The following is a 19,604-nucleotide window of genomic DNA, read 5'->3' as shown; positions in this document are numbered from 1 at the left end:
CAGTCGCTCGACAACCGCGCCAGCGACATCAACAACCTGCTCGACGGCATCGCCAACGGCGTGCAGGTGCTGCAGGCCGCCAACACCGGCATCACCTCGCTGCAGAAGCTGATCGACAGTGCCAAGTCGATCGCCAACCAGGCGCTGCAGACCACGGTCGGCTACTCCACCAAGTCCAACGTCTCCACCACGATCGCGGGTGCCACGGCCGCCGACCTGCGCGGCACCACCTCCTTTGCCAGCGCGACCGCATCCAGCAACGTGCTCTACACCGGCGCGGCCGGTGGCACGACCGCCGCCACGTCATCGACATTACTGGGCAGCGCGGCCCAGGGCAGCTACACCACTCCGGCCGCGTCGGCGGTGAAGGCGGCTGACGGTACGACCAACCTGACCGGCACCGCGACCCTGATCGGCACCGCCGGCGGTGCAGGCGTTGCCGGAACGTCCCCGGTTGATGGCGACACGCTTACCGTCAACGGCCACACCATCACCTTCCGCGCCGGCTCCGCGCCGACCGGCACCTCGATCCCGAGCGGCTCGGGTGTCAACGCGAGTGGCAGCATCCTCACCGACGGCAATGGCAATTCCACCGTCTATCTCGGCACCACCGGTACGCCGAAAGCCACCGTTGACGATCTCTTGACAGCGATCGATCTCGCCAGCGGCGTGCAGACCGTGTCCATCAGCAACACCGGTGTTGCGACCATCGGCGCGGCCTCCGGTGCGACCCCGTCGTCCATCGCCGCCGGTCAAACGACGATCAAGACCTCGACCGGCGCCGATGTGTCCATCACCGGCAAGGCCGACTTCCTCAAGGGCTTGGGCCTCACCAGTGCGACCGGTGGCGGCAACGCAGTTGTCACCGTTACCCGCACGACGGCGTCCGGTTCGCTGGGTTCGCTGATCCAGGACGGCTCGACGCTCAACGTCGACGGTCACGTCATCACCTTCAAGAACGCGCCGGTTCCGGGCTCGACCAACGCGCCGGCCGTTCCGAGCGGCTTCGGCGCGACCGGTAACGTCCTGACCGACGGCAATGGCAACTCGACGGTCTATCTCCAGACCGGCACCATTGCCGACGTGCTGAAGGCGATCGACTTCGCCACCGGCGTGCAGACCTTCACGCTGAACGGCAGCGGCGGCGGCACGCTCGCGACCACGACGGGTCAAACCAACTCGGCGATCAACGCCTCGGGCCAGCTCAAGCTGTCGACCGGCATCAATGCCGACCTGTCGATCACCGGCACCGGCAATGTGCTGACCGCGCTCGGCCTCGCCGGCAATACCGGCAATGCGACCGCCTTCACGGCCGCCCGCACCTCTGGCGTCGGCGGCATCAGCGGCAAGACCTTGACCTTCACCTCCTTCAACGGGGGCGCGGCGGTCGACGTCACCTTCGGCGACGGCACCAACGGCACGGTCAAGACGCTCGATCAACTCAATACGAGGCTTCTTGCCAATAACCTGGCGGCCACGATCGACGCCAACGGTCTGCTGACCATCACGGCGTCCAACGACTACGCATCCTCCACGCTCGGGTCGACTGCAGCGGGCGGTGCGATCGGCGGTACGCTCACGACGGCCTTGACCTTCTCGACGGCTTCCACCCCCGTCCAGGACGCTGTTGCGCAGACGGCCCGTGCGAACCTGGTGTCTCAGTACAACAACATCCTGAACCAGATCGACACGACGGCTCAGGACTCATCGTTCAACGGCGTCAACCTCTTGAACGGCGATCAGCTCAAGCTGGTGTTCGACGAGACCGCCAAGTCGAGCCTGAGCATCACCGGCGTGACCTACAACTCCAAGGGTCTCGGCCTCGCCGCGCTGACGATTGGCGTCGACTTCATCGACAACGCCGCCGCCAACAGGGTGCTGACCAACCTGAACGCCGCCTCGAGCACGCTGCGCTCGGAGGCCTCGAGCCTCGGTTCGAACCTCTCGGTGGTGCAGATCCGTCAGGACTTCAACAAGAACCTGATCAACGTGCTGCAGACCGGTTCGTCCAACCTGACCCTGGCCGACACCAACGTCGAAGCCGCCAACAGCCAGGCGCTNTCGACCCGCCAGTCGATCGCGGTCTCCGCGCTGTCGCTGGCCAACCAGTCGCAGCAGAGCGTGCTGCAGCTGCTCCGCTAATAAGCCACTGAAATCGCGAACAAAAACCGAGCGGCGGGGCCATTTGCCCCGCCGCTCTTTTTGCGTTTGGAGGCGGGCAGGGCGCGTTCATCGGCCATTAACCCTATCCCTTAAACCGCCGTTAACCATACTTTAAAGGACACCTCCTAAAACTGGACGAAAGCCCGCTTTGCAGACCGCGCGGCCGATTCGTATCCGGTTCAAGAGGAAGACTCGCCAATGTCCAACATCGTTCTCTCGGCGTCCGTTCGCCAGAACCTGTTGTCGCTGCAGTCGACGGCCGACTTGCTGGCCACGACGCAGGAGCGGCTGTCGACCGGCAAGAAGGTCAATACGGCGCTCGACAATCCCACCAACTTCTTCACGGCGCAGGGGTTGGATAACCGGGCGAGCGACATCAGCAACCTGCTCGACGGCATCAACAACGGTGTGCAGGTGCTCCAGGCCGCCAACACCGGCATCACCTCGCTGCAGAAGCTGATCGACAGCGCGAAATCGATCGCCAACCAGGCGCTGCAGACCACCGTCGGCTACTCCACCAAGTCCAACGTCTCGACCACGATTCCCGGTGCGACGCCGGCCGATCTGCGCGGCACGACCTCCTATGCGAGCGCGACCGCCAAGAGCAACGTGCTCTATACCGGTGCGGCCGGTGGCGTGACGCCGGTGACGGCCGCCGCCACGCTGGGTGCATCGTTGGGCTCGACTGCGGGCACGCTGACCGGCGCTGTCGCCAATGCGGCCGACGGCACCACTGCACTGACCGGCACCGCGACGCTGATCGGCACCACGGCAGCCAGCACCCTCGGCTCGTCGCCGGCCGACGGCGATTCGATCACGGTCAACGGCAAGACCATTACATTCCGGACCGGCGCGGCGCCCGCGACGCAGCCGACCGGCTGGGGCCTGGATGCCAGCGGCCACATCGCCACCGACGGCAACGGCAACTCGATCGTCTACATGGGCACGGCCGCTGCTCCCACTGCCAACGTCAACGATCTGTTGGGCGCGATCGATCTGGCGAGCGGCGTCAAGAGCGCGACGATCAGCGCCGGCGCCGCGACCATCGCCGTCAGCGGTTCGGCCGGTCCCGTCGGCACGCTTCAGGTGGCATCATCGATCACGGGTGGTCAGGTCACGCTGAAGAGCTCGACCGGTGCCGATCTGAGCGTCACAGGTAAGGCCGACTTCCTCAAGGCGCTCGGTCTGACATCCGCAACCGGCGCCGGCAATGCCAACGTCACCGCAGCCCGGTCGACCACCGCGGGTTCGCTCGGGACCCTCGTCCAGGACGGCTCGACGCTGAACATCGACGGCCACACCATCACCTTCAAGAACGCGCAGACGCCGCAATCGGCGGCCAGCGTCACGTCGGGTGGCGTGAGCGGCAACATCGTCACTGACGGCAACGGCAACTCGACGGTCTACATCCAGAGCGCGACGCTGACCGACCTGCTCAACGCGGTCGACCTTGCGACCGGCGTCAAGACAGCCAGCATCTTCAACGGCGCGGCGACGTTGTCGACCACTGCGGGCCAGATCCCGTCGTCGGTCAACAGCAGCGGCCAGCTTGCGCTCTCCACCGGCATCAACGCCGATCTGTCGATCACCGGCACCGGTAATGCGCTCAGCGCCTTCGGCCTCAGCGGCAACACCGGGACGGCGACCGCCTTCACCGCGGCCCGCACTTCCGGCGTCGGCGGCATCAGCGGCAAGACGCTGACCTTCACCTCGTTCAACGGTGGCACCCCGGTGAACGTCACTTTCGGCGACGGCACGAACGGCACCGTCAAGACGCTGGACCAGCTCAACGCGCAGCTGCAGGCCAACCACCTGACGGCGACGATCGATGCCAACGGCGTGCTCACGGTGACCACCGTCAACGAATACGCCTCTTCGACGCTCGGTTCATCGATCGCGGGCGGCGCAGTCGGCGGCACGATCACCGGTGTTCTGGCCTTCACCACCGCGCAGCCGCCGGTCCAGGATCCCGTGGCGCAGACCGCGCGCTCCAACCTCGTCAACCAGTTCAACAACATCCTGGCCCAGATCGACACGACGTCGCAGGACTCCTCCTTCAACGGCGTCAACCTGCTCAACGGCGACACGCTGAAGCTCGTCTTCAACGAGACCGGCAGCTCCACGCTGAGCATCAACGGCGTGGTGTTCAATGCGGCCGGCCTCGGTCTCAGCAATCTCGTCAACGGCGTCGACTTCATCGACAACGGCGCCACCAACAAGGTGCTGGCCAGCCTGAATGCGGCCTCGAGCACATTGCGCTCGGAAGGCTCGACGCTCGGTTCGAATCTGTCGATCGTGCAGGTGCGTCAGGACTTCTCCAAGAACCTGATCAACGTGCTGCAGACCGGCTCGTCCAACCTGACGCTCGCGGACACCAATGAGGAAGCGGCGAACAGCCAGGCGCTGTCGACTCGCCAGTCGATCGCTGTCTCCGCGCTGTCGCTGGCCAACCAGTCGCAACAGAGCGTGCTGCAGCTGCTCCGCTAATTTCGATAGCGCGAGTTCGCTACTCGAGATTTCGCGGCGGGGCTAACGCTCCGCCGTTCTTTTGAGGGAGATCGCTAAGACAGGATTAGCTGAGATCGACACGCATCAAGCCAAGCGCGTTTACATCGTGCGTGCGTGCATCTAGCGTTGCGCCGACGAAGAGCTCCGCGCCCCGTAATTGTCCGGAGTACTTCCAAAGCACACACGTAAGCAAATCTTAAGCGGTGCTGCCTAGGGTTGGGAAAGAAATCCTTAAGCGCTCCAACGCGCTAGGTAAACGTCCAGGATGTGATTGATGTCGAATTCCGCTGCCTCGGCTTATGCGCGTGTTGCAACGACCACCGCATCTCCCCGCGACATCGAGGCGCAGACCCTGCTCAAGGCCGCGAACAAGCTCCAGGATGCGGTGAACAATGCCGATCCGCTCAGCGAGCAGACCATGCAGGCCTTGATGTTCAACCGCAAGCTCTGGACCATCTTCCTGAGCGAAGCGATGCGCGACAGCAATCCGCAGCCGATCGATGTCCGGCAGAAGATCGCCAACATCAGCGTGTTCGTGCTGAGCCAGACCGCCGCGCTGCAGATGAGCCCGCAGTTCGATCACTTCCGCCCGCTGATCGAGATCAACCGCAATATCGCCGCAGGCCTGTCCGGACGGCCGTGACGGAGCATTGTCGTGGTCGAGCATTTGTCGACCGCGGCCCCAGCCGTCAGGCGCTGACGTCCGTGCTGATTGGACGCGACGGCTCGGACTTCATGTCCAGGGCATGGAAATAGGCGCGCCGGCGCAGCATCGCCTCGTCCGGGAACTGGTTCACCACCGTGTCGGTCTTGTCGTTGACGACCTGGAAGACGAAGGACGCGGCCGCCTGATCGAACACGACCTGGCGCGAGATGTTCTCGTGGTTCGGCAAATCATTGCGTACCGGCACGCTCGTATCGGCCGCGGCGACCGTCTGGCTCACCGGAAGATCGGTTTGCACAGCCTCGTTCGCCGCCGCATTGGACGTCGTCACGATCTGAATGGGGGCCGGGATCCCCACCGGCCTGATGCTGAAATCTGTACTCATGGCAGCCTCCTGGTTGCCTAACGTGAGTCAAATCCCAACCCCTCTAATCGCGCAAGCATGGACCACCAGGATTGAAGACCGGGTAAGCAAACGTGCCTAACCGCGCGACGACATCGCCGCGCGGTTTTTCCTAAAATTGTAGCTGGTTTTCGCGCGCTCAGAGCGAGCGACTGACCGCGAGCGGGGTGATGTGGCGCGGACCGGGAGCAGCGCGACGTCCCGCGGCGGTATAGGTATTCGGCACGTTGCGCTTCTGGATCTCGGCGTTGACGCCGCGCACGACGCTCTCGGAGACCGCATGCGCGGTCGCGAGCACGGTGAGGTTGACCTGGAGCATCGCGCGAAACGCATCGTGGTGGCGATGCAGCGTCGAAAGCAGCTCCGGCGCGGATTTCGCGAGCTGGGCCTGGTTCGCCTTCAACTGGCTGACGGCGCCGACGTAATTGCGCGACAGCTCCTGCTTCCTGCTCTCGAGCGTCATGGCCTCGCGGACCTTGCCGGCGCGAACGAGCTCGGTCTCGCGCTCGATCAGTCCGAGCAGGGCGCTCATCGCATCCATCAGGTCTTCGGCGAGCTTGCGCGCCTCGGTGCCGCCGGGCGCGGTGTTCGGACGCTGGGCTTGCATCGGCTGACGTGAGGCGTTGAAATGGTTCATCTCGTTTGACCTTATGCCGTGCGGATCGTTTTCGCCTGCTGCAGGATGAGGGTGCGGTAGACTTCGGTGGCGACGCCGACCCCGCCGGCGTTGGCGAAGGTCTTGGAATATTGCTCGGTCAGCATCGAGCGCCACACGCCGGTGCCGGGCGTATCGCCGAACGGGCCTTCGCCCTTCAGGCCCGAGGTCATCTGCGAGAACATGCTGTTGAGGAACATCGCCTCGAAATCGGTGGCGGTCTTCTGCGCCTTGCTCTGTTGCTGCGGCGAGACCTTTTGCAGCGCGGCGGCGAGCTCGAAGTCCGGCCGGCCGTTGCGGCTCTCCACCGAAAAGGCCGAGGAGGTGGCGACGCGCGGGGTGTTGATCGCGCCGGTCTGCATCACATCACCTCGATGTCGGCTTCGATGGCGCCGGCGGCCTTGATCGCCTGGAGGATGCTGATCATGTCACGCGGGCCGATGCCGAGGCCGTTGAGACCGTCGACGAGCTGCTGGAGCGATACGCCGTCCTTGACCAGCGCCAACTTCTTGCCGTCTTCGCTGACCGTGACACTGCTGCGCGGCGCGACCACGGTGCGGCCGCGCGACAGCGGGTTGGGCTGGCTGACCTGCGGGCTCTCGGAGATCGTGACGGTGAGGTTGCCCTGCGCCACAGCGACGGTGGCGACGCGGACGTCGCGGCCCATCACGATGATGCCGCTCCGTTCGTCGATGACGATCTTGGCGGCGAGATCGGGATCGACCTGGAGCTGCTCGATCTCGGTGAGGAAGGCAACGACGTTGCCCTTGAACTCCGGCGGGATCGACAGCTGCACCGTCGAGGGATCGATCGGCTCGGCGGTCTTGATGCCGAGATAGTCGTTGACCGCCGCTGCAATGCGCTTGGCGGTGGTGAAGTCGGCGTTGCGCAGCGCCAGGCGCACGTTCGGCAGCCGATTGAGCGCGAACTCGATCTCGCGCTCGATGATGGCGCCGTTGGCGATGCGTCCGACGGTCGGCACGCCGCGCACGATCTTGGCCGCCTCGCCCTCGGCCTGGAAGCCGGAGATCGCGAGCGAGCCCTGCGCCACCGCGTAGACGTTGCCGTCGGCGCCGAGCAGGGGAGTGACGAGCAGGGTGCCGCCCTGCAGATTCTTGGCATCGCCGAGCGCGGAGACGGTGACGTCCATGCGCGTGCCCTGGGTGGCGAAGGCCGGCAGGTTGCCTGTGACCATCACGGCGGCGACGTTGCCGGTGCGGATGGTGGCGCCGCGGATGTTGACGCCCATACGCTCGAGCATCGCTTGCAGCGACTGCTTGGTGAAGGGGATGTTGTTCAGCGTGTCGCCGGTGCCGTTGAGGCCGACAACGAGGCCGTAGCCGATGAGCTGGTTCTGCCGCACGCCCTCGATGTTGGCGAGGTCCTTGATGCGCGAGGTTGCAGCCGCTGACGCGACAGAGAGCGTCAGCGCTGACAGCGCGGCGCAGGCCAGCCCCACAATCCTCACCCAACGAACGCCTGGCATCCTCTGCTCCCCAAGACCCCTCAAACCAAGGCTCCTCAAAACGGCTCCTCAAATCGACAAGACCTGCACGACACTCCCATGACGAGCTGGTCCGGCGCTTTCCTTGCGAACGCTGTGCCAACCCGGGGCAGCGGGGTAGGTGGCTGAATAGGTTGAATAAATCTGTTTCGACCGGTGTCAGCGGTCGTTCGCCCTGAGGAGCGAAACTGCCGCCTCTCGGCAGATTTTGCCGGGCCGTTTACGCACCGTTAACCATGAAACCGCGAAGGTGAGGCATCGATCACCCGGATTCCTTCCGATGCGCATCTACGGACCGAACGGCACCACGCTTGGAACGCCAGCCAGCCAGGCCAGGCGGACGGGCTCCGGCACCTTCGTGCTGCCCGACACCTCATCGGCGCAGGAGACGCGGAGCGCTGCGGCACCAAAGGCCACCGCCAACATCGATGCGCTGCTGGCATTGCAGGGCGTCGAGGAGGATCCGGTCGAGCGCCGCAAGCGCTCGGTCGCCCGCGGCAGGACTGCGCTCGACGTGCTCGACGATCTCAAGATGGGGCTGTTGTCCGGCAATCTCGACGCCTCGACCGTGATGCGCCTGCGCGATGCTGCGGCGAATTTGAAATCATCCTCGGGTGATGCCGGACTCGATGCGGTGTTGTCCGAGATCGAGCTGCGGGTGGAGGTCGAGCTGGCAAAGGCCGGGCGGGCGTAAGTGATCCGTCACCCTGAGGCGCCGGAGCGTAGCGGAGGCCTCGAAGGGCGACGGCCCCGCTGCTTCCGCGACGACGTCAGTGTTCGGCGCGACACCTCGGCCGTACATCCTTCTTGCGTCCCATGCCTCGCACCTCAGGATGACGGGACTGCCATAACGTCCTTTGCGCCCCTACGCCGCTTCCTCCTTCTGCTGCGCGTCGTAGCGACGTTGGGCGGCGAGCACGTCTTTCAAATTTTGCTCGGCCCAATCGCGTAGGGGATCGACCGCCGCCGCCAGCGTCAGTCCGAGCTGCGTGATCGAATACTCCACCGTCACAGGCACGGTCGGGATGGCATGGCGCTTGATCAGGCCGTCGCGTTCGAGCGACTTGAGAACCTGGCTCAGCATCTTCTGCGAGATGCCTTCAATCGTGCGGCGCAACTGATTGAAACGCATTGGCTGCTCGCGCAGGAGCAAGAGGATCAGCACCGCCCATTTGTCGCCGACGCGATCGAGGATTTGGCGGGTGGGGCAGTTCGCTGCGTAGACGTCGGGTTTCATCGTCGGGCCTTGGAATCCATCTCGTCGGGGGCGGTACGCGTGACGGCTGTACGTGATCGGTTACGCGTCCAGGTTACCTTTGCGTAATCAGGTAAGCACAAAGTGCTCTCTTAACACCAGCATTCTTTGCGATATCTAGTCTCCATTAGTTACTATAGAAGCAAAGGAAGCCTTCCATGAAAATCGCAGTCGCCGGCGCCTCGGGCCGGGCCGGGTCGGAGATCACCAAGGAACTGTCCCGCCGCGGCCGCGCGGTCACAGCCATCGCCCGGAACCCCGAGAAGATCGCAGCCCTGCCCAACGTCACGCCGACCAAGGGGGATGTGCTCGACCAGGCCGGCCTCGCCAAGCTGTGGGCCGGGCACGACGTCGCCGTGAGTTCCGTGCACTTCCTGGCCAGCGACCCGCTCAAGCTGATCGGTGCGGCAAAGGAGTCCAAGGTCGGTCGTTACCTTGTGGTGGGCGGCGCCGGCAGCCTTGAGGTTGCCCCGGGCGTGAAGCTGGTCACGACTCCCAATTTTCCCGCCCAATACAAGGCTGAGGCGGAGGCAGGCTCGGCCTTCCTGGACCTGCTGCGGCAGGAAAAGGACCTGAATTGGACCTTCATCTCGCCGTCGGCGCTGTTCGTCGAGGGGGAACGCACAGGCAAGTTCCGGCTTGGGACCGACCAGCTTCTCGCAGATGCGAACGGCAAGAGCTGGATCACCTTCGCCGACTACGCCATCGCGCTCGCCGACGAGATCGAACGGCCAGCCCATCTGAAGCAGCGCTTCACGGTCGGCTATTAAGCCGTCAGCCGCCTCCGAGCCCCTCAAGGATAAACCTTCCTGTGCAAGGGCTTGGGGGCGAGGACTGGGCGGTGAGGGAAATATTGTCTGTCACGGGAGGCCACTATATAAGGCCCGGCTCAACGGACCTCGTTCCGTTCGCGAGTCGTTGCTTAAGAAGATAGGCCTCCCTTGGAAAAGTTGAAAAACTACCGACCGACCGACAAAGAGCCTTTCATGAACGACCGGCAGAAGGAGTACTTCCGTTTGAAGCTCCTTGCCTGGAAGGATGAGATCCTCAAAGAGTCCAAGCTCACCCTGCAAGCTTTGCAGGAGGAGAACGTGAACCACCCCGATCTTGCCGATCGGGCATCGTCCGAAACCGACCGCGCGATCGAACTCCGCGCCCGCGACCGCCAGCGCAAGTTGATCGCCAAGATCGACGCCGCGCTCCAGCGCATCGAGGACAACACCTACGGCTATTGCGAGGAAACCGGGGAGCCGATCTCGTTGAAGCGGCTCGAGGCCCGGCCCATCGCGACGCTCTCGGTGGAAGCGCAGGAGCGCCACGAGAAACGCGAGAAGGTTTATCGCGACGAATAGAGCCCGAGCCGCAGAGTTGCGGCTCTTTGTTTTTGGGCGCAGGGCGGCGCTTCGCGCCGCGCTCGGCATTTTGCCTGTGGCTTGCTGCGCTCCATCAACGCGAGAGCGCAATCGCGAAAAGTGAATCGCGATCAATGGGCTAGACTCGATTGCTCCGAGCTCACGTGAGTTTGGATGCGAAACAGCCTTCACTTCAGGCGCGGAGGATTTCGCGAGTCGCATCAATGAGATCGACCCCGGAGTTGAGACGTCGATCCAGTTGCATCAAGCATTGCTGGAATCGCGCCTCGTGCGCATTTTGCGAGAGCTGCCGGGGGCGCGGCTCCATAAAGCCTCCACCCACTCAATATTTCCTTAAGCGCGGGCAGGAGGCGGTAATCTTCCGGCCGGGCGCGCTTGTCAGGGCGGAGCGGGGATGCTGAAGTGCCGCCTTCGACTGCGTAGCGTGGGAGGCGGCGCCGATGGACAGGATTCTCGCATCCGCAAAGGCGATCGCGTTGGCGCGCCGCAATCATGCGCCGCTCGCGGCGCTGGAGCGCCCTCCCGCGGATGAGGCCGAGGGCTATCAGGTCCAGAGGGCTCTGCACGATCTCCTGCTGCCGCATGTCGGCCCGCTTGTCGGCTACAAGATCGGCTGCACCAGCCAGGTGATGCAGGAGTACATCGGCATCCCGCACCCTTGCGGCGGCGGCGTGTTCCAGAAGGGCGTCCATGACAGCGGCGCCAAGCTCGCCACCTCCAACTATGTCCGGGTCGGCGTCGAATGCGAGATCGCGGTGCGGCTGAAGCGGGACCTTTCCGCTGGCGAGGCGCCGTTCACGGCCGAATGGGTCGGAGAGGCGGTCGAGGCCTACCATCCCGCGATCGAGATCGTCGACGACCGCTACGTGAAGTGGGAGACGATGGGCGCGCCGACGCTGATCGCCGATGATTTCTTCGCCGCCGGCTGCGTGCTGGGTCCCTCGGTTCCGCGCTCGTCGGTGCCTGACTTGAAGGCAGTCAGAGGCCGCGCCATCGTCAACGGCGAGGAGGTCAGCCACGGCACCGGCGCCGACGTGCTCGGCCATCCCCACAATGCACTCGCCTGGCTCGCCAACCATCTCGCCGCCGAGGGCAAGGGCCTGCATGCCGGGCAGCTCGTGCTCACCGGCAGCCTGGTCAAGACGCTGTGGCTGAAGGCAGGCGACAAGGTGCGGATGGAGCTGGACGGGCTGGGCGTGGTGGAGGCGGAGTTTACGTGAGGGGCTGCGCCGGTACTCTCTGTAGTCATTCCCCGCGAAGGCGGGGAATCCAGTACGCCGCGCTGCATCAGTACAACCACGAATGTCTCGGAGTACTGGATCGTCCGCCTTCGCGGACGATGACAGTGGGGGTGGCTGGAATACTGTGCCGAGGCAGCGACGTCGCTCCTGTTGCGCGACCTGGCTCGCAGCGCGCTATGGCATTATCGCCAAAATACATGCGGCCTCCGGCAGGGGAGCTACCGGAGGCCGCGTCGTACATCGTCGTTCGCGCCTAGGTTCGCGAACACGATGTGGGAGCTCTTGAAGAAGGTTAGAAGGGCAGCAGCACGTCCATGACCTGCTGGCCGTAGCGCGGCTGCTGCACGTCGGTGATCTGGCCGCGGCCGCCATAGGCGATGCGGGCCTGGGCGATCTTGGTGGAGTCGATGGTGTTGTCGCTCTGGATGTCCTCGGGGCGGACGATGCCGGCGACGATCAGCTCGCGAATCTCGAAGTTGACGCGGATCTCCTGCTTGCCTTCGACGACCAGGTTGCCGTTCGGCAGCACCTGGGTCACCACCGCCGCGACGTTGGTCTGCAGGGCTTCCTTGCGCTCGACGCTGCCTTTGCCCTCGCTCGACGAGGTCGAGTCGGCGGTCAGGATGCGGCCGGGCAGGATCTTGTTGGCCTGGGTGATCGTTTGGGCGCCAATGAAGTTGGTGATTCCCGAATCTTCCTTGTTGGTGCGGCTGCGCGAAGTGTCGTTCTCGATGTTGGCCTTGTCGGTGATGTTCACGCTCACGGTCAGGAGATCGCCGACCTGGCGGGCGCGCTGGTCCTTGAAGAAGGCGCGGCTGCCGTTGCGCCACAGCGAGTTCGGATTGTACGAGGCGACTTCCGGCTTCGGCATCGGCATCTGCACCGGCTTGTAGCCGGGCTGCGTCGTCGGATTGTCGATCGCCGACAGCTTCGGCTGCTCGCCGATCTGCGACAGGCGGTCGATCGAGGAGCAGCCGCCCAGTGCGCAGGAGGCCAGCAGCAAGGCAGAGATCGCGATGCGACGAAGACGGGAAGCCGAACTGAACGGGGACATGACTTACTCTGACTTGGCTGGAGCTTGCGAGATGCGGGCTTGCGGGATCTGGGCTTGTGCGACTTGAGCCGGCGACGCGGGAGGCTGGATCAGGTTCCGGACGAGGGCTGCAGTGTCGACCGATGCGGGCGCCTCGTCGCGCTTGAACGAGGAGGTCTGCTCGACCGCCGGCGCCATCGGTGCGGACTGGCTCGCGCCCTGAACCGTCACCTGGCCGCGGCCGGTGACGGTGCCGGTCAGCGTGCGCTTGGACTGCAGATTGAGCACGCTGACGGTGTCGCCCTCGGCGCCGCTCTCGATTGCCTTGCCGCGCGTGGTGAGATAGAGGCCGGGCACCTGATAGATGATGGTGACGGCCTGATCGCGCACCACGAAGTCGGGCTTGACGATGTCGGCGGCGCGGATCGGCGTGCCCGCCCGCATCGGCCGGCGCAGCTGCATGCCGATGCTGCGGTCGCGCCCGGCGGGCTCGCCGGCGACCTCGGCCTTCGGCCGGCGTTCCAACGAAAGGTCGGAGGATTTCAGAAGCTCGGCGCGGTCGATGTCGCGAGTCAGCACGGCCACCTCCACCGTCTCGATCGCCGTGCCGGTGAAGCGCAGCTTGGTCGGCGCGGGATTGCTCTCGTTGGCAATCTCGAAGGCGATATCGAAACGGCCGCTGCGGGCGTCGTAGCGGGTTGCGGCCGGCTGGAGCGCGCCGGTGTTGGAGGCATCGAGACGCATCTCGGCGACGCTGCGGTCGAGCGTGACAGTGATGTTGGCGGCTTCTCCGAGGCCAAAGCGGCGCTCGAGCGCGGCGGCGACCGCATTCTCGATATCCTTGCTCGCGAGCGTGCGGGCGAGGCGGGTGACCTGGACCTCCTTGATGTCGCCGGTCATGACGCCGATCACCTGCTTGGCCCGCAGCACCGACAGCACTTGGCCGACCGTCAGCGTGCCGGTGGTGCCGAGATCGGGCGAGCGGTAGACCGGGATCAGTGCGGCCGATCCGGCGTTGTCGATGAGATCGCCGACCCGCACCACGTCCGAGATCACCGTGACGCTCGCGCGCAGCGTCGGCGCGGCGATGAAATCGTCGGCGGCCGCTGCCGGCAATGCCAGCGCGAGAAGGGTGGAGATCGTGGCGAGGGTGGCGCGGATCATGGTCGTCACCTCAGCGGAACAGCGCCGTGGTCGATTGCATCATCTGATCGGCGGCGCTGATCACCTTGGCGTTCATCTCGTAAGCGCGCTGCGCGGCGATCAGGTCGCTCATCTCCGAGACGACGTCGATATTGGCCTGCTCCAGGCTTCCTTGCGTGATCTTGCCGTAGCCTTCGGTGTTGGCGGTGCCGTCCTGCGGTGGGCCCGAGGACGGCGTCTCGGTGAACTGGTTGCTGCCGACCGGCTGCAGCCCCGCCTTGTTGATGAAGCGGGTCACGTTGATCGTGCCGATGATCGAGGAGGTCGACGAGCCCGGCAGCGTCACCGAGACCTGGCCCTGCTCGTTGACGGTCAGGCCCGAGGCGTTCTGCGGCACGGTGATGGTCGGCTGCACCGGGTTGCCCTGCGCGGTGACGACGCGGCCCTGATTGTCCATCTGGAAGGTGCCGTCGCGGGTGTACTGGTAGGTGCCGTCGGGCATCAGGATCTTGAAGAAGCCTTCGCCCGAGATCGCGAGGTCGAGGTCGTTGCCGGTCTGCGACAGCGTGCCCTGCGTCATGCTGCGCGGCGTGCCGACGGTCTTGACGCCGCCGCCGATGTCGACGCCAACAGGCAGGATGGTGCCCTGGTCCGAGGCCTGCGCACCGACGCGGCGCACGTGCTCGTAAATCAGGTCCTGGAACGCCGCGGTCTGCTTCTTGAAGCCGGTGGTGCGCAGGTTCGCGATGTTGTTGGAGATCACCTGAACGTTGAGTTCCTGTGCCGCCATTCCGGTCGCTGCGGTGTGAAGCGCCTGCATGTCAGTTCTCTCCTAATCAGGCCGGAACGTCGGCGAGCTTTTCGATCGCCGACTTGTGGAGGTCGCTCTGCTGCTGCAGCAGGGTGGCGATGGCAGTGTAGCTGCGCATCACCTCGACCATGCGGGTCATCTCGCCGACGGCATTCACGTTCGACTTCTCGATGTAACCCTGCTGCAAGGTGGACTTGGTGTCGGCCTGCTGGTTTGCCGAGCCTGCGCCATAGAGATTGGCGCCGAGCTTGGTCAGCTTGGCCGGATCGTCGAACGAGACCATGCGGATCTTGCCGCGGATCGAGTCGGTCCGCGCCGTACCCTCGAGCACCGTGACGGTGCCGTCGGGGGCGATGTTGATGTCGTGGTCGGTCGGCTGGAAGGTGATCGGGCCGCCGGTGCCGAGCACGAGGTTGCCGTCGGAGGTGACGAGCTGGCCGGTGCTGTTGAGCGAGAACTTGCCGTCGCGGGTATAGAGCTCGCCGCCATTGGCCTGCACCGCGAAATAGGCGCTGCCGTTGATCGCCATGTCCAGCGGGTTGTTGGTCGGCTCCATCGGCCCCTGGCCGACGTCGCGGAAGGTGCCGCGGTCCTGCACATAGGAGACCCGGCGGTCGGAGCCGATGAAATTGTCCTCACGCGCGTTCGAGTTGAGATACTCCTCGAACAGCGAATGGTCGGCCTTGAAGCCGTTGGTATTGGCATTGGCGAGGTTGTTGGCGATGACATCCATCTGCCGTTCCAACGTCATCTGCCGTGACAAACCGATCAGAAGCGCGTTCTGCATCGGAAATCTCCCCTGAGTGAGATCTGCCATTTCGCTCTCCCAAGCGCCTTGGCCGACCCCGTGACCGAGACCGTCGGGTTCTCCCAAACCGTTCAGTCTCGGCCCTCTCTCAGCGAAAGCCATGCCAACTAGGAAAATTACGCAATTTCAATGGCTTGCAGATTTTCGATGGATCCGGGAGGGCGGCAGAAAGGTTCTGTTAGCCATGTTTGCCCGGCAGATTTTTCCTAGCTGGGGCCCAATCGAAAGAATCCGTTAACCATTATTACCGTAGCGTTTGCGCATTAGAGGAGCGCATTGCGCTGGGGCATTTGTATCGCGTCATTGTCTGCCAGGAGGCTTCGCTCTTTCGACCCTTTGAGATGAACGAGCGCGGCAACCATGGCAGAGAATGAGGAAGGCGGCGCAGCCGCTGACGGCGCGGAAGCCGCTCCGCCGAAGAACAAGCTCAAGCTCATCATCATGGTCGTCGGCGTGCTCGCCGTCCTCGGCGGCGGTGCCGCGACCTGGTTCTTCTTCTTCCGTCATGGCGACGACGAGCATCATGCCGAGGCCGCGCCTCCGCCGAAGCCGCCGGCCTTCGTCGACGTCCCCGACATGATGGTCAACCTCGCCGGCGCGCCGGGCGAGCGCGTGCAATATCTGCGGCTGAAGATCGTGCTGGAGCTGAAGGAAGAGAAGCAGATCGAGGCGATCAAGCCGACGATGCCGCGCGTCACCGACATCTTCCAGACCTATGTGCGTGAATTGCGTCCCTCCGACCTCAACGGCTCCGCCGGGATCTTCCGCCTCAAGGAGGAGCTGACCAAGCGCGTCAACGCGGCGGTCGCCCCGATCCAGGTCAGTGCGGTGCTGTTCAAGGAAGTCGTGGTCCAGTGAGCATGACGGACTAGGGATCATGGCGGGCAACGACCAAGTCGACCAGGATGCAATTGCCGCCCAGTGGGAGGCCTCGCTCGATTCCGAGGATCCCGCCGAGGCGGCAAAGGCTGCTGCCGAGAACGAGCTATCGGAGACCATGGCCCTGCAATGGGCGGCCATGGTCGAGGACGGCAGCCGCGATCTCGGCAACGGCAAGAATTCCGGCGAGCGGGTGCTGTCGCAGGAGGAGATCGACAATCTCCTCGGCTTCACCGTCGGCGACGTCACGCTCGACGATCATTCCGGCATCCGCGCCATCATCGATTCGGCGATGGTCTCCTACGAGCGTCTGCCGATGCTCGAAATCGTCTTCGACCGCCTGGTGCGGCTGATGACGACGTCCTTGCGCAACTTCACCTCGGACAACGTCGAAGTCTCTCTCGACCGCATCACCTCGGTGCGTTTCGGCGACTACATGAACTCGATCCCGCTGCCCGCCGTCCTCACCGTCTTCAAGGCCGAGGAGTGGGAGAACTTCGGCATGGCGATGGTCGATTCCAATCTGATCTATTCGATGATCGATGTGCTGCTTGGCGGCCGCCGCGGCACCAGCCAGCTCCGCATCGAGGGCCGGCCCTACACCACGATCGAGACCGAGCTGGTCAAGCGGCTGGTCGAGGTGGTGCTGTCCGACGCCGAGCAGGCGTTCCGGCCGCTGTCGCCGGTGACCTTCACGATCGACCGGCTCGAGACCAATCCGCGTTTCGCCGCGATCAGCCGTCCCGCCAACGCCGCGATCCTGGTCCGCCTGCGCATCGACATGGAAGACCGCGGCGGCAATATCGAGCTCTTGCTGCCTTACGCGACCATCGAGCCGATCCGGGGCGTCCTGCTCCAGATGTTCATGGGCGAAAAGTTCGGCCGCGACCCGGTCTGGGAGGGCCATTTCGCCACCGAGATCGTGCAGGCCGAGATCGCCGTCGACGCCGTGCTGTACGAGGCCGACATTCCGCTCAAGCAGCTGATGCGGCTCAAGGTCGGCGACACGCTGCCGCTGGACATGCGCGCCGACGCCAACGTCACCGTGCGCTGCGGCGACGTCACGCTGACCGAGGGACGGATGGGCCGGGTCGGCGACCGCGTCGCGATCCGCGTGACGAAACCCTTGCGCAAGCCAAGTACGACACTTGCGATGTTCGAGAAGGTGGACGAGCAGAACAAGATGATGGAGGCCCCATGAACCACTCCCTGGGAATGGCGATCGAGACGCTGGTGGCTATCCTGCTGATGCTGACGATCATCTATTGCGTCATGCTCAACAAGCGGCTGACGCGGCTGAAGGCGGACGAGCATTCGCTGAAGGCGGTGATCGGCGAGCTGATCACCGCGACCGAGATCGCCGAGCGCGCGATCGGCGGGCTGAAGCTCGCCGTGCGCGACGTCAACGAGAACCTGGGCAGCCAGCTCGCCGCCGCGACGCAGATGTCGGATCAGCTCTACAAGCAGCTCGGCGAGGCCGACAACGTCGTGCGGCGCCTGTCCAAGATCGCAATCGCCGCGCGTCCCGTGACCAATCCGGAGACGGTTGCCGCACCCGCGGCAAAGCCCTCGTCGGCGAAGGCGGTGGCCGCCGCGGCCGAAGCCTTCTCCGAGCGCCGACGATCCAACGGCCTTGCCGCATGAAGCCTGGGTATGAAGTCCTTTCGTAACATCCGCGTCATTCCGGTCGTCCTGGTTGCCGTCGCGGGCCTTGCCACGCTGAAGGTGGCGGGCCTCGTGATCAACGGCGGCTATGTCTTCGACTACAAGCCGAACCAGACCAGGAAATCCTGGGCGCAGGAGAACCTGAATTTCCCGACTGGCCGCGAGGATCCGGATATCACCGGATCGACCCATGGTGCGCCGAAGGAGGCGCCCAAGCCCGCCGCGCCCGAGACCAAGCCCGAGGGCACCGTGATCAAGGTGGAGGAAGGCCAGCCGCAGGTCTCGGTCTCGGAGCGTGCGATCCTGGAACGGTTGCAGGCGCGGCGGCAGGAGATCGAGGCCCGCCAGCGCGAGATCGACATTCGCGAAAGCCTGCTCAAATCGGCCGAGAAGCGCATCGAGAACAAGGTCGAGGAGATGAAGGCGGTGGAGACCCGCATCTCTGCGACGCAGGCCGAGCAGAAGGCCGCCGAAGCCCAGCGCATGAAGGGCCTCGTGACCATGTACGAGGGCATGAAGCCCAAGGATGCCGCGCGGGTGTTCGACCGGCTCGAGATGGGCGTGCTGATCGAGATCGCCTCGGCCATAGCGCCACGAAAAATGGCGGACATCCTGGGGCTGATGTCACCGGAGGCCGCCGAGCGGCTGACGGTCGAGATGGCCCGCCGCGCCAATGGTGGCGGCGATCAGTCGGCCTCGGCCGGCGATCTGCCCAAGATTGATGGCAAGCCGACGCAAAAGCCGAATTGAGAGACGCCTTGCGTGGCTAGTTCGCGCAGGCCTGTTGCACCCTGCGAGCGGTCGGGCGCAACTGCTTCTCCACCCGAGGAAGGATATTGACCTGCTGCTTGATCAGCGGCGCCTTTGTGACGCGCGTCACGAGCTGCAGGGTGCTGTGGCAACAGGAACACTCATATGTTTTCAGGGCATATCCTCTGGCGATCGGAACGATCGCCACGACCGCTCTTTCCCTGCTACACACAATGCAACCGGCTTCTCCGCTCATTGATTACCCCCAAAGCTAACCAATGCGATTTGCATCGCCGAGATCACATCTGATTCAGAGTCGCGCGCGAACCGCAACGCCCCGAAGGTTGTGAGTGCGCGCGCTCAGCAACTCGTCAAGGCAGCAGATCACACTCCCGCGGCGGATGCAGCCGAAGCAGGCGGCATCCTCTGAGACTGCGATGAGTTGACGCGCGCAGGTGTGAAGTGGCGTACAGTGGCGCTCAAGGCACCGTCCTACGCTTCGGCCAGTCGCAATCGGCAGCGCAGGAGGAGGCCATGAACTACTCGTCCGCAGCAGAACGCGTCATCGAGGCCGTCAACCGGCTGCTCATAGCGGCGATGACGTCCGCATGGACATCCGCGCTAAGCCATCAGCACGCAGCGCCGCCAGAAGGCGACGACGGCAACGATCATGAATCTTCTCTCGACGAAGCGAACGCCTCGGCGCCGGAAGGCGCCAGCAAGCAACATTGAAGCGCAATCGGCCTGAG

General features: G+C 64.4%; 21 protein-coding genes. 12 read left to right on the top strand and 9 right to left on the bottom strand.

Going from position 1 to position 19,604, the window contains the following annotated elements; all coding sequences use genetic code 11:
• The 3 genes from YU9_RS0129125 to flaF form a co-directional block, all read left to right on the top strand.
• Window positions 1–2,142: DUF1522 domain-containing protein (locus YU9_RS0129125; RefSeq protein WP_027575972.1), on the top strand; the 2,142-nt coding region annotated here is incomplete at its 5' end.
• 219 nt (window positions 2,143–2,361) lie between these two features.
• Window positions 2,362–4,650 carry a DUF1522 domain-containing protein gene (locus YU9_RS0129120; RefSeq protein ID WP_027575971.1) on the top strand — a complete coding sequence of 763 codons (2,289 nt, stop codon included), beginning with the start codon at window positions 2,362–2,364 and terminating at the stop codon, window positions 4,648–4,650.
• Between the two features lie 295 nt (window positions 4,651–4,945).
• On the top strand, window positions 4,946–5,314 hold the full coding sequence (gene flaF, locus YU9_RS0129115; protein WP_018642830.1) for a flagellar biosynthesis regulator FlaF: 369 nt from the start codon (window positions 4,946–4,948) through the stop codon (window positions 5,312–5,314).
• A 46-nt stretch (window positions 5,315–5,360) separates the two neighbouring features.
• Here the strand turns inward: flaF and YU9_RS0129110 are convergent, their stop codons facing one another.
• The 4 genes from YU9_RS0129110 to YU9_RS0129095 form a co-directional block, all read right to left on the bottom strand.
• Window positions 5,361–5,720 (bottom strand): hypothetical protein, encoded by a 360-nt coding sequence (locus YU9_RS0129110; RefSeq protein ID WP_027575970.1) that lies wholly within the window; start codon window positions 5,718–5,720, stop codon window positions 5,361–5,363.
• A gap of 157 nt (window positions 5,721–5,877) precedes the next feature.
• Complete coding sequence (locus YU9_RS0129105) at window positions 5,878–6,375, bottom strand: hypothetical protein (protein WP_027575969.1); 498 nt, start codon at window positions 6,373–6,375, stop codon at window positions 5,878–5,880.
• Window positions 6,376–6,386: 11 nt separating this feature from the next.
• Window positions 6,387–6,755, bottom strand: a complete 369-nt coding sequence (flgJ, locus tag YU9_RS0129100; RefSeq protein WP_027575968.1) for a flagellar assembly peptidoglycan hydrolase FlgJ — start codon at window positions 6,753–6,755, stop codon at window positions 6,387–6,389.
• Window positions 6,755–7,879: a flagellar basal body P-ring protein FlgI gene (locus YU9_RS0129095; RefSeq protein ID WP_027575967.1), complete on the bottom strand. Its 1,125-nt coding sequence runs from the start codon at window positions 7,877–7,879 to the stop codon at window positions 6,755–6,757. The genes flgJ and YU9_RS0129095 overlap by 1 nt, the downstream gene beginning before the upstream one ends.
• A gap of 298 nt (window positions 7,880–8,177) precedes the next feature.
• On the opposite strand from YU9_RS0129095, the gene YU9_RS0129090 reads away from it, so the two are divergent.
• Complete coding sequence (locus tag YU9_RS0129090; RefSeq protein WP_027575966.1) at window positions 8,178–8,591, top strand: flagellar assembly protein FliX; 414 nt, start codon at window positions 8,178–8,180, stop codon at window positions 8,589–8,591.
• A 171-nt stretch (window positions 8,592–8,762) separates the two neighbouring features.
• Here YU9_RS0129090 and YU9_RS0129085 read toward each other — a convergent pair whose 3' ends face one another.
• Window positions 8,763–9,134 (bottom strand): helix-turn-helix domain-containing protein, encoded by a 372-nt coding sequence (locus YU9_RS0129085; protein ID WP_027575965.1) that lies wholly within the window; start codon window positions 9,132–9,134, stop codon window positions 8,763–8,765.
• A 176-nt stretch (window positions 9,135–9,310) separates the two neighbouring features.
• Here YU9_RS0129085 and YU9_RS0129080 point away from each other — a divergent pair, with 176 nt between their 5' ends.
• The 3 genes from YU9_RS0129080 (at window position 9,311) to YU9_RS0129070 (ending at window position 11,745) form a co-directional block, all read left to right on the top strand.
• The gene (locus YU9_RS0129080) at window positions 9,311–9,922 is read left to right on the top strand and encodes an NAD(P)-dependent oxidoreductase (protein ID WP_027575964.1); all 612 of its coding nucleotides are present in this window, start codon (window positions 9,311–9,313) and stop codon (window positions 9,920–9,922) included.
• Window positions 9,923–10,138: 216 nt separating this feature from the next.
• The gene (gene dksA, locus YU9_RS0129075; protein ID WP_085966600.1) at window positions 10,139–10,504 is read left to right on the top strand and encodes an RNA polymerase-binding protein DksA; all 366 of its coding nucleotides are present in this window, start codon (window positions 10,139–10,141) and stop codon (window positions 10,502–10,504) included.
• A gap of 461 nt (window positions 10,505–10,965) precedes the next feature.
• Complete coding sequence (locus tag YU9_RS0129070) at window positions 10,966–11,745, top strand: 2-keto-4-pentenoate hydratase (protein ID WP_027575963.1); 780 nt, start codon at window positions 10,966–10,968, stop codon at window positions 11,743–11,745.
• Window positions 11,746–12,058: 313 nt separating this feature from the next.
• Here YU9_RS0129070 and flgH read toward each other — a convergent pair whose 3' ends face one another.
• From flgH to flgF, 4 genes are read right to left on the bottom strand one after another with little or no spacing between them, the layout of a single operon-like run.
• On the bottom strand, window positions 12,059–12,820 hold the full coding sequence (flgH, locus tag YU9_RS0129065; protein WP_027575962.1) for a flagellar basal body L-ring protein FlgH: 762 nt from the start codon (window positions 12,818–12,820) through the stop codon (window positions 12,059–12,061).
• 3 nt (window positions 12,821–12,823) lie between these two features.
• Window positions 12,824–13,963: a flagellar basal body P-ring formation chaperone FlgA gene (flgA, locus tag YU9_RS0129060; protein ID WP_027575961.1), complete on the bottom strand. Its 1,140-nt coding sequence runs from the start codon at window positions 13,961–13,963 to the stop codon at window positions 12,824–12,826.
• Window positions 13,964–13,973: 10 nt separating this feature from the next.
• Complete coding sequence (gene flgG / locus YU9_RS0129055) at window positions 13,974–14,762, bottom strand: flagellar basal-body rod protein FlgG (RefSeq protein WP_027575960.1); 789 nt, start codon at window positions 14,760–14,762, stop codon at window positions 13,974–13,976.
• A gap of 16 nt (window positions 14,763–14,778) precedes the next feature.
• Window positions 14,779–15,540 (bottom strand): flagellar basal-body rod protein FlgF, encoded by a 762-nt coding sequence (gene flgF / locus YU9_RS0129050; RefSeq protein WP_027575959.1) that lies wholly within the window; start codon window positions 15,538–15,540, stop codon window positions 14,779–14,781.
• A 381-nt stretch (window positions 15,541–15,921) separates the two neighbouring features.
• Here flgF and fliL point away from each other — a divergent pair, with 381 nt between their 5' ends.
• The 5 genes from fliL (at window position 15,922) to YU9_RS0129020 (ending at window position 19,587) form a co-directional block, all read left to right on the top strand.
• On the top strand, window positions 15,922–16,419 hold the full coding sequence (fliL, locus tag YU9_RS0129045; protein ID WP_027575958.1) for a flagellar basal body-associated protein FliL: 498 nt from the start codon (window positions 15,922–15,924) through the stop codon (window positions 16,417–16,419).
• Between the two features lie 19 nt (window positions 16,420–16,438).
• Entirely contained in the window at window positions 16,439–17,641 is a 1,203-nt protein-coding gene (fliM, locus tag YU9_RS0129040) for a flagellar motor switch protein FliM (RefSeq protein WP_027575957.1), read from the top strand.
• A complete protein-coding gene (locus YU9_RS0129035; protein ID WP_027575956.1) occupies window positions 17,638–18,084 on the top strand; it encodes a DUF6468 domain-containing protein in 447 nt (148 codons plus the stop codon). Before fliM ends, YU9_RS0129035 begins: the two co-directional genes overlap by 4 nt.
• Window positions 18,085–18,093: 9 nt before the next feature.
• Entirely contained in the window at window positions 18,094–18,855 is a 762-nt protein-coding gene (locus YU9_RS0129030; RefSeq protein WP_027575955.1) for a MotE family protein, read from the top strand.
• Between the two features lie 534 nt (window positions 18,856–19,389).
• Window positions 19,390–19,587, top strand: coding sequence for a hypothetical protein (locus YU9_RS0129020; protein ID WP_027575953.1), 198 nt, complete (start codon window positions 19,390–19,392; stop codon window positions 19,585–19,587).
• The last annotated feature ends 17 nt before the right edge of the window (window positions 19,588–19,604 follow it).

Source organism: Bradyrhizobium sp. WSM1743, assembly GCF_000473065.1.
Lineage (GTDB): Bacteria > Pseudomonadota > Alphaproteobacteria > Rhizobiales > Xanthobacteraceae > Bradyrhizobium.
Note: the sequence above shows the minus strand (reverse complement) of the source record. Positions and strands in the feature narration are given on the sequence as shown.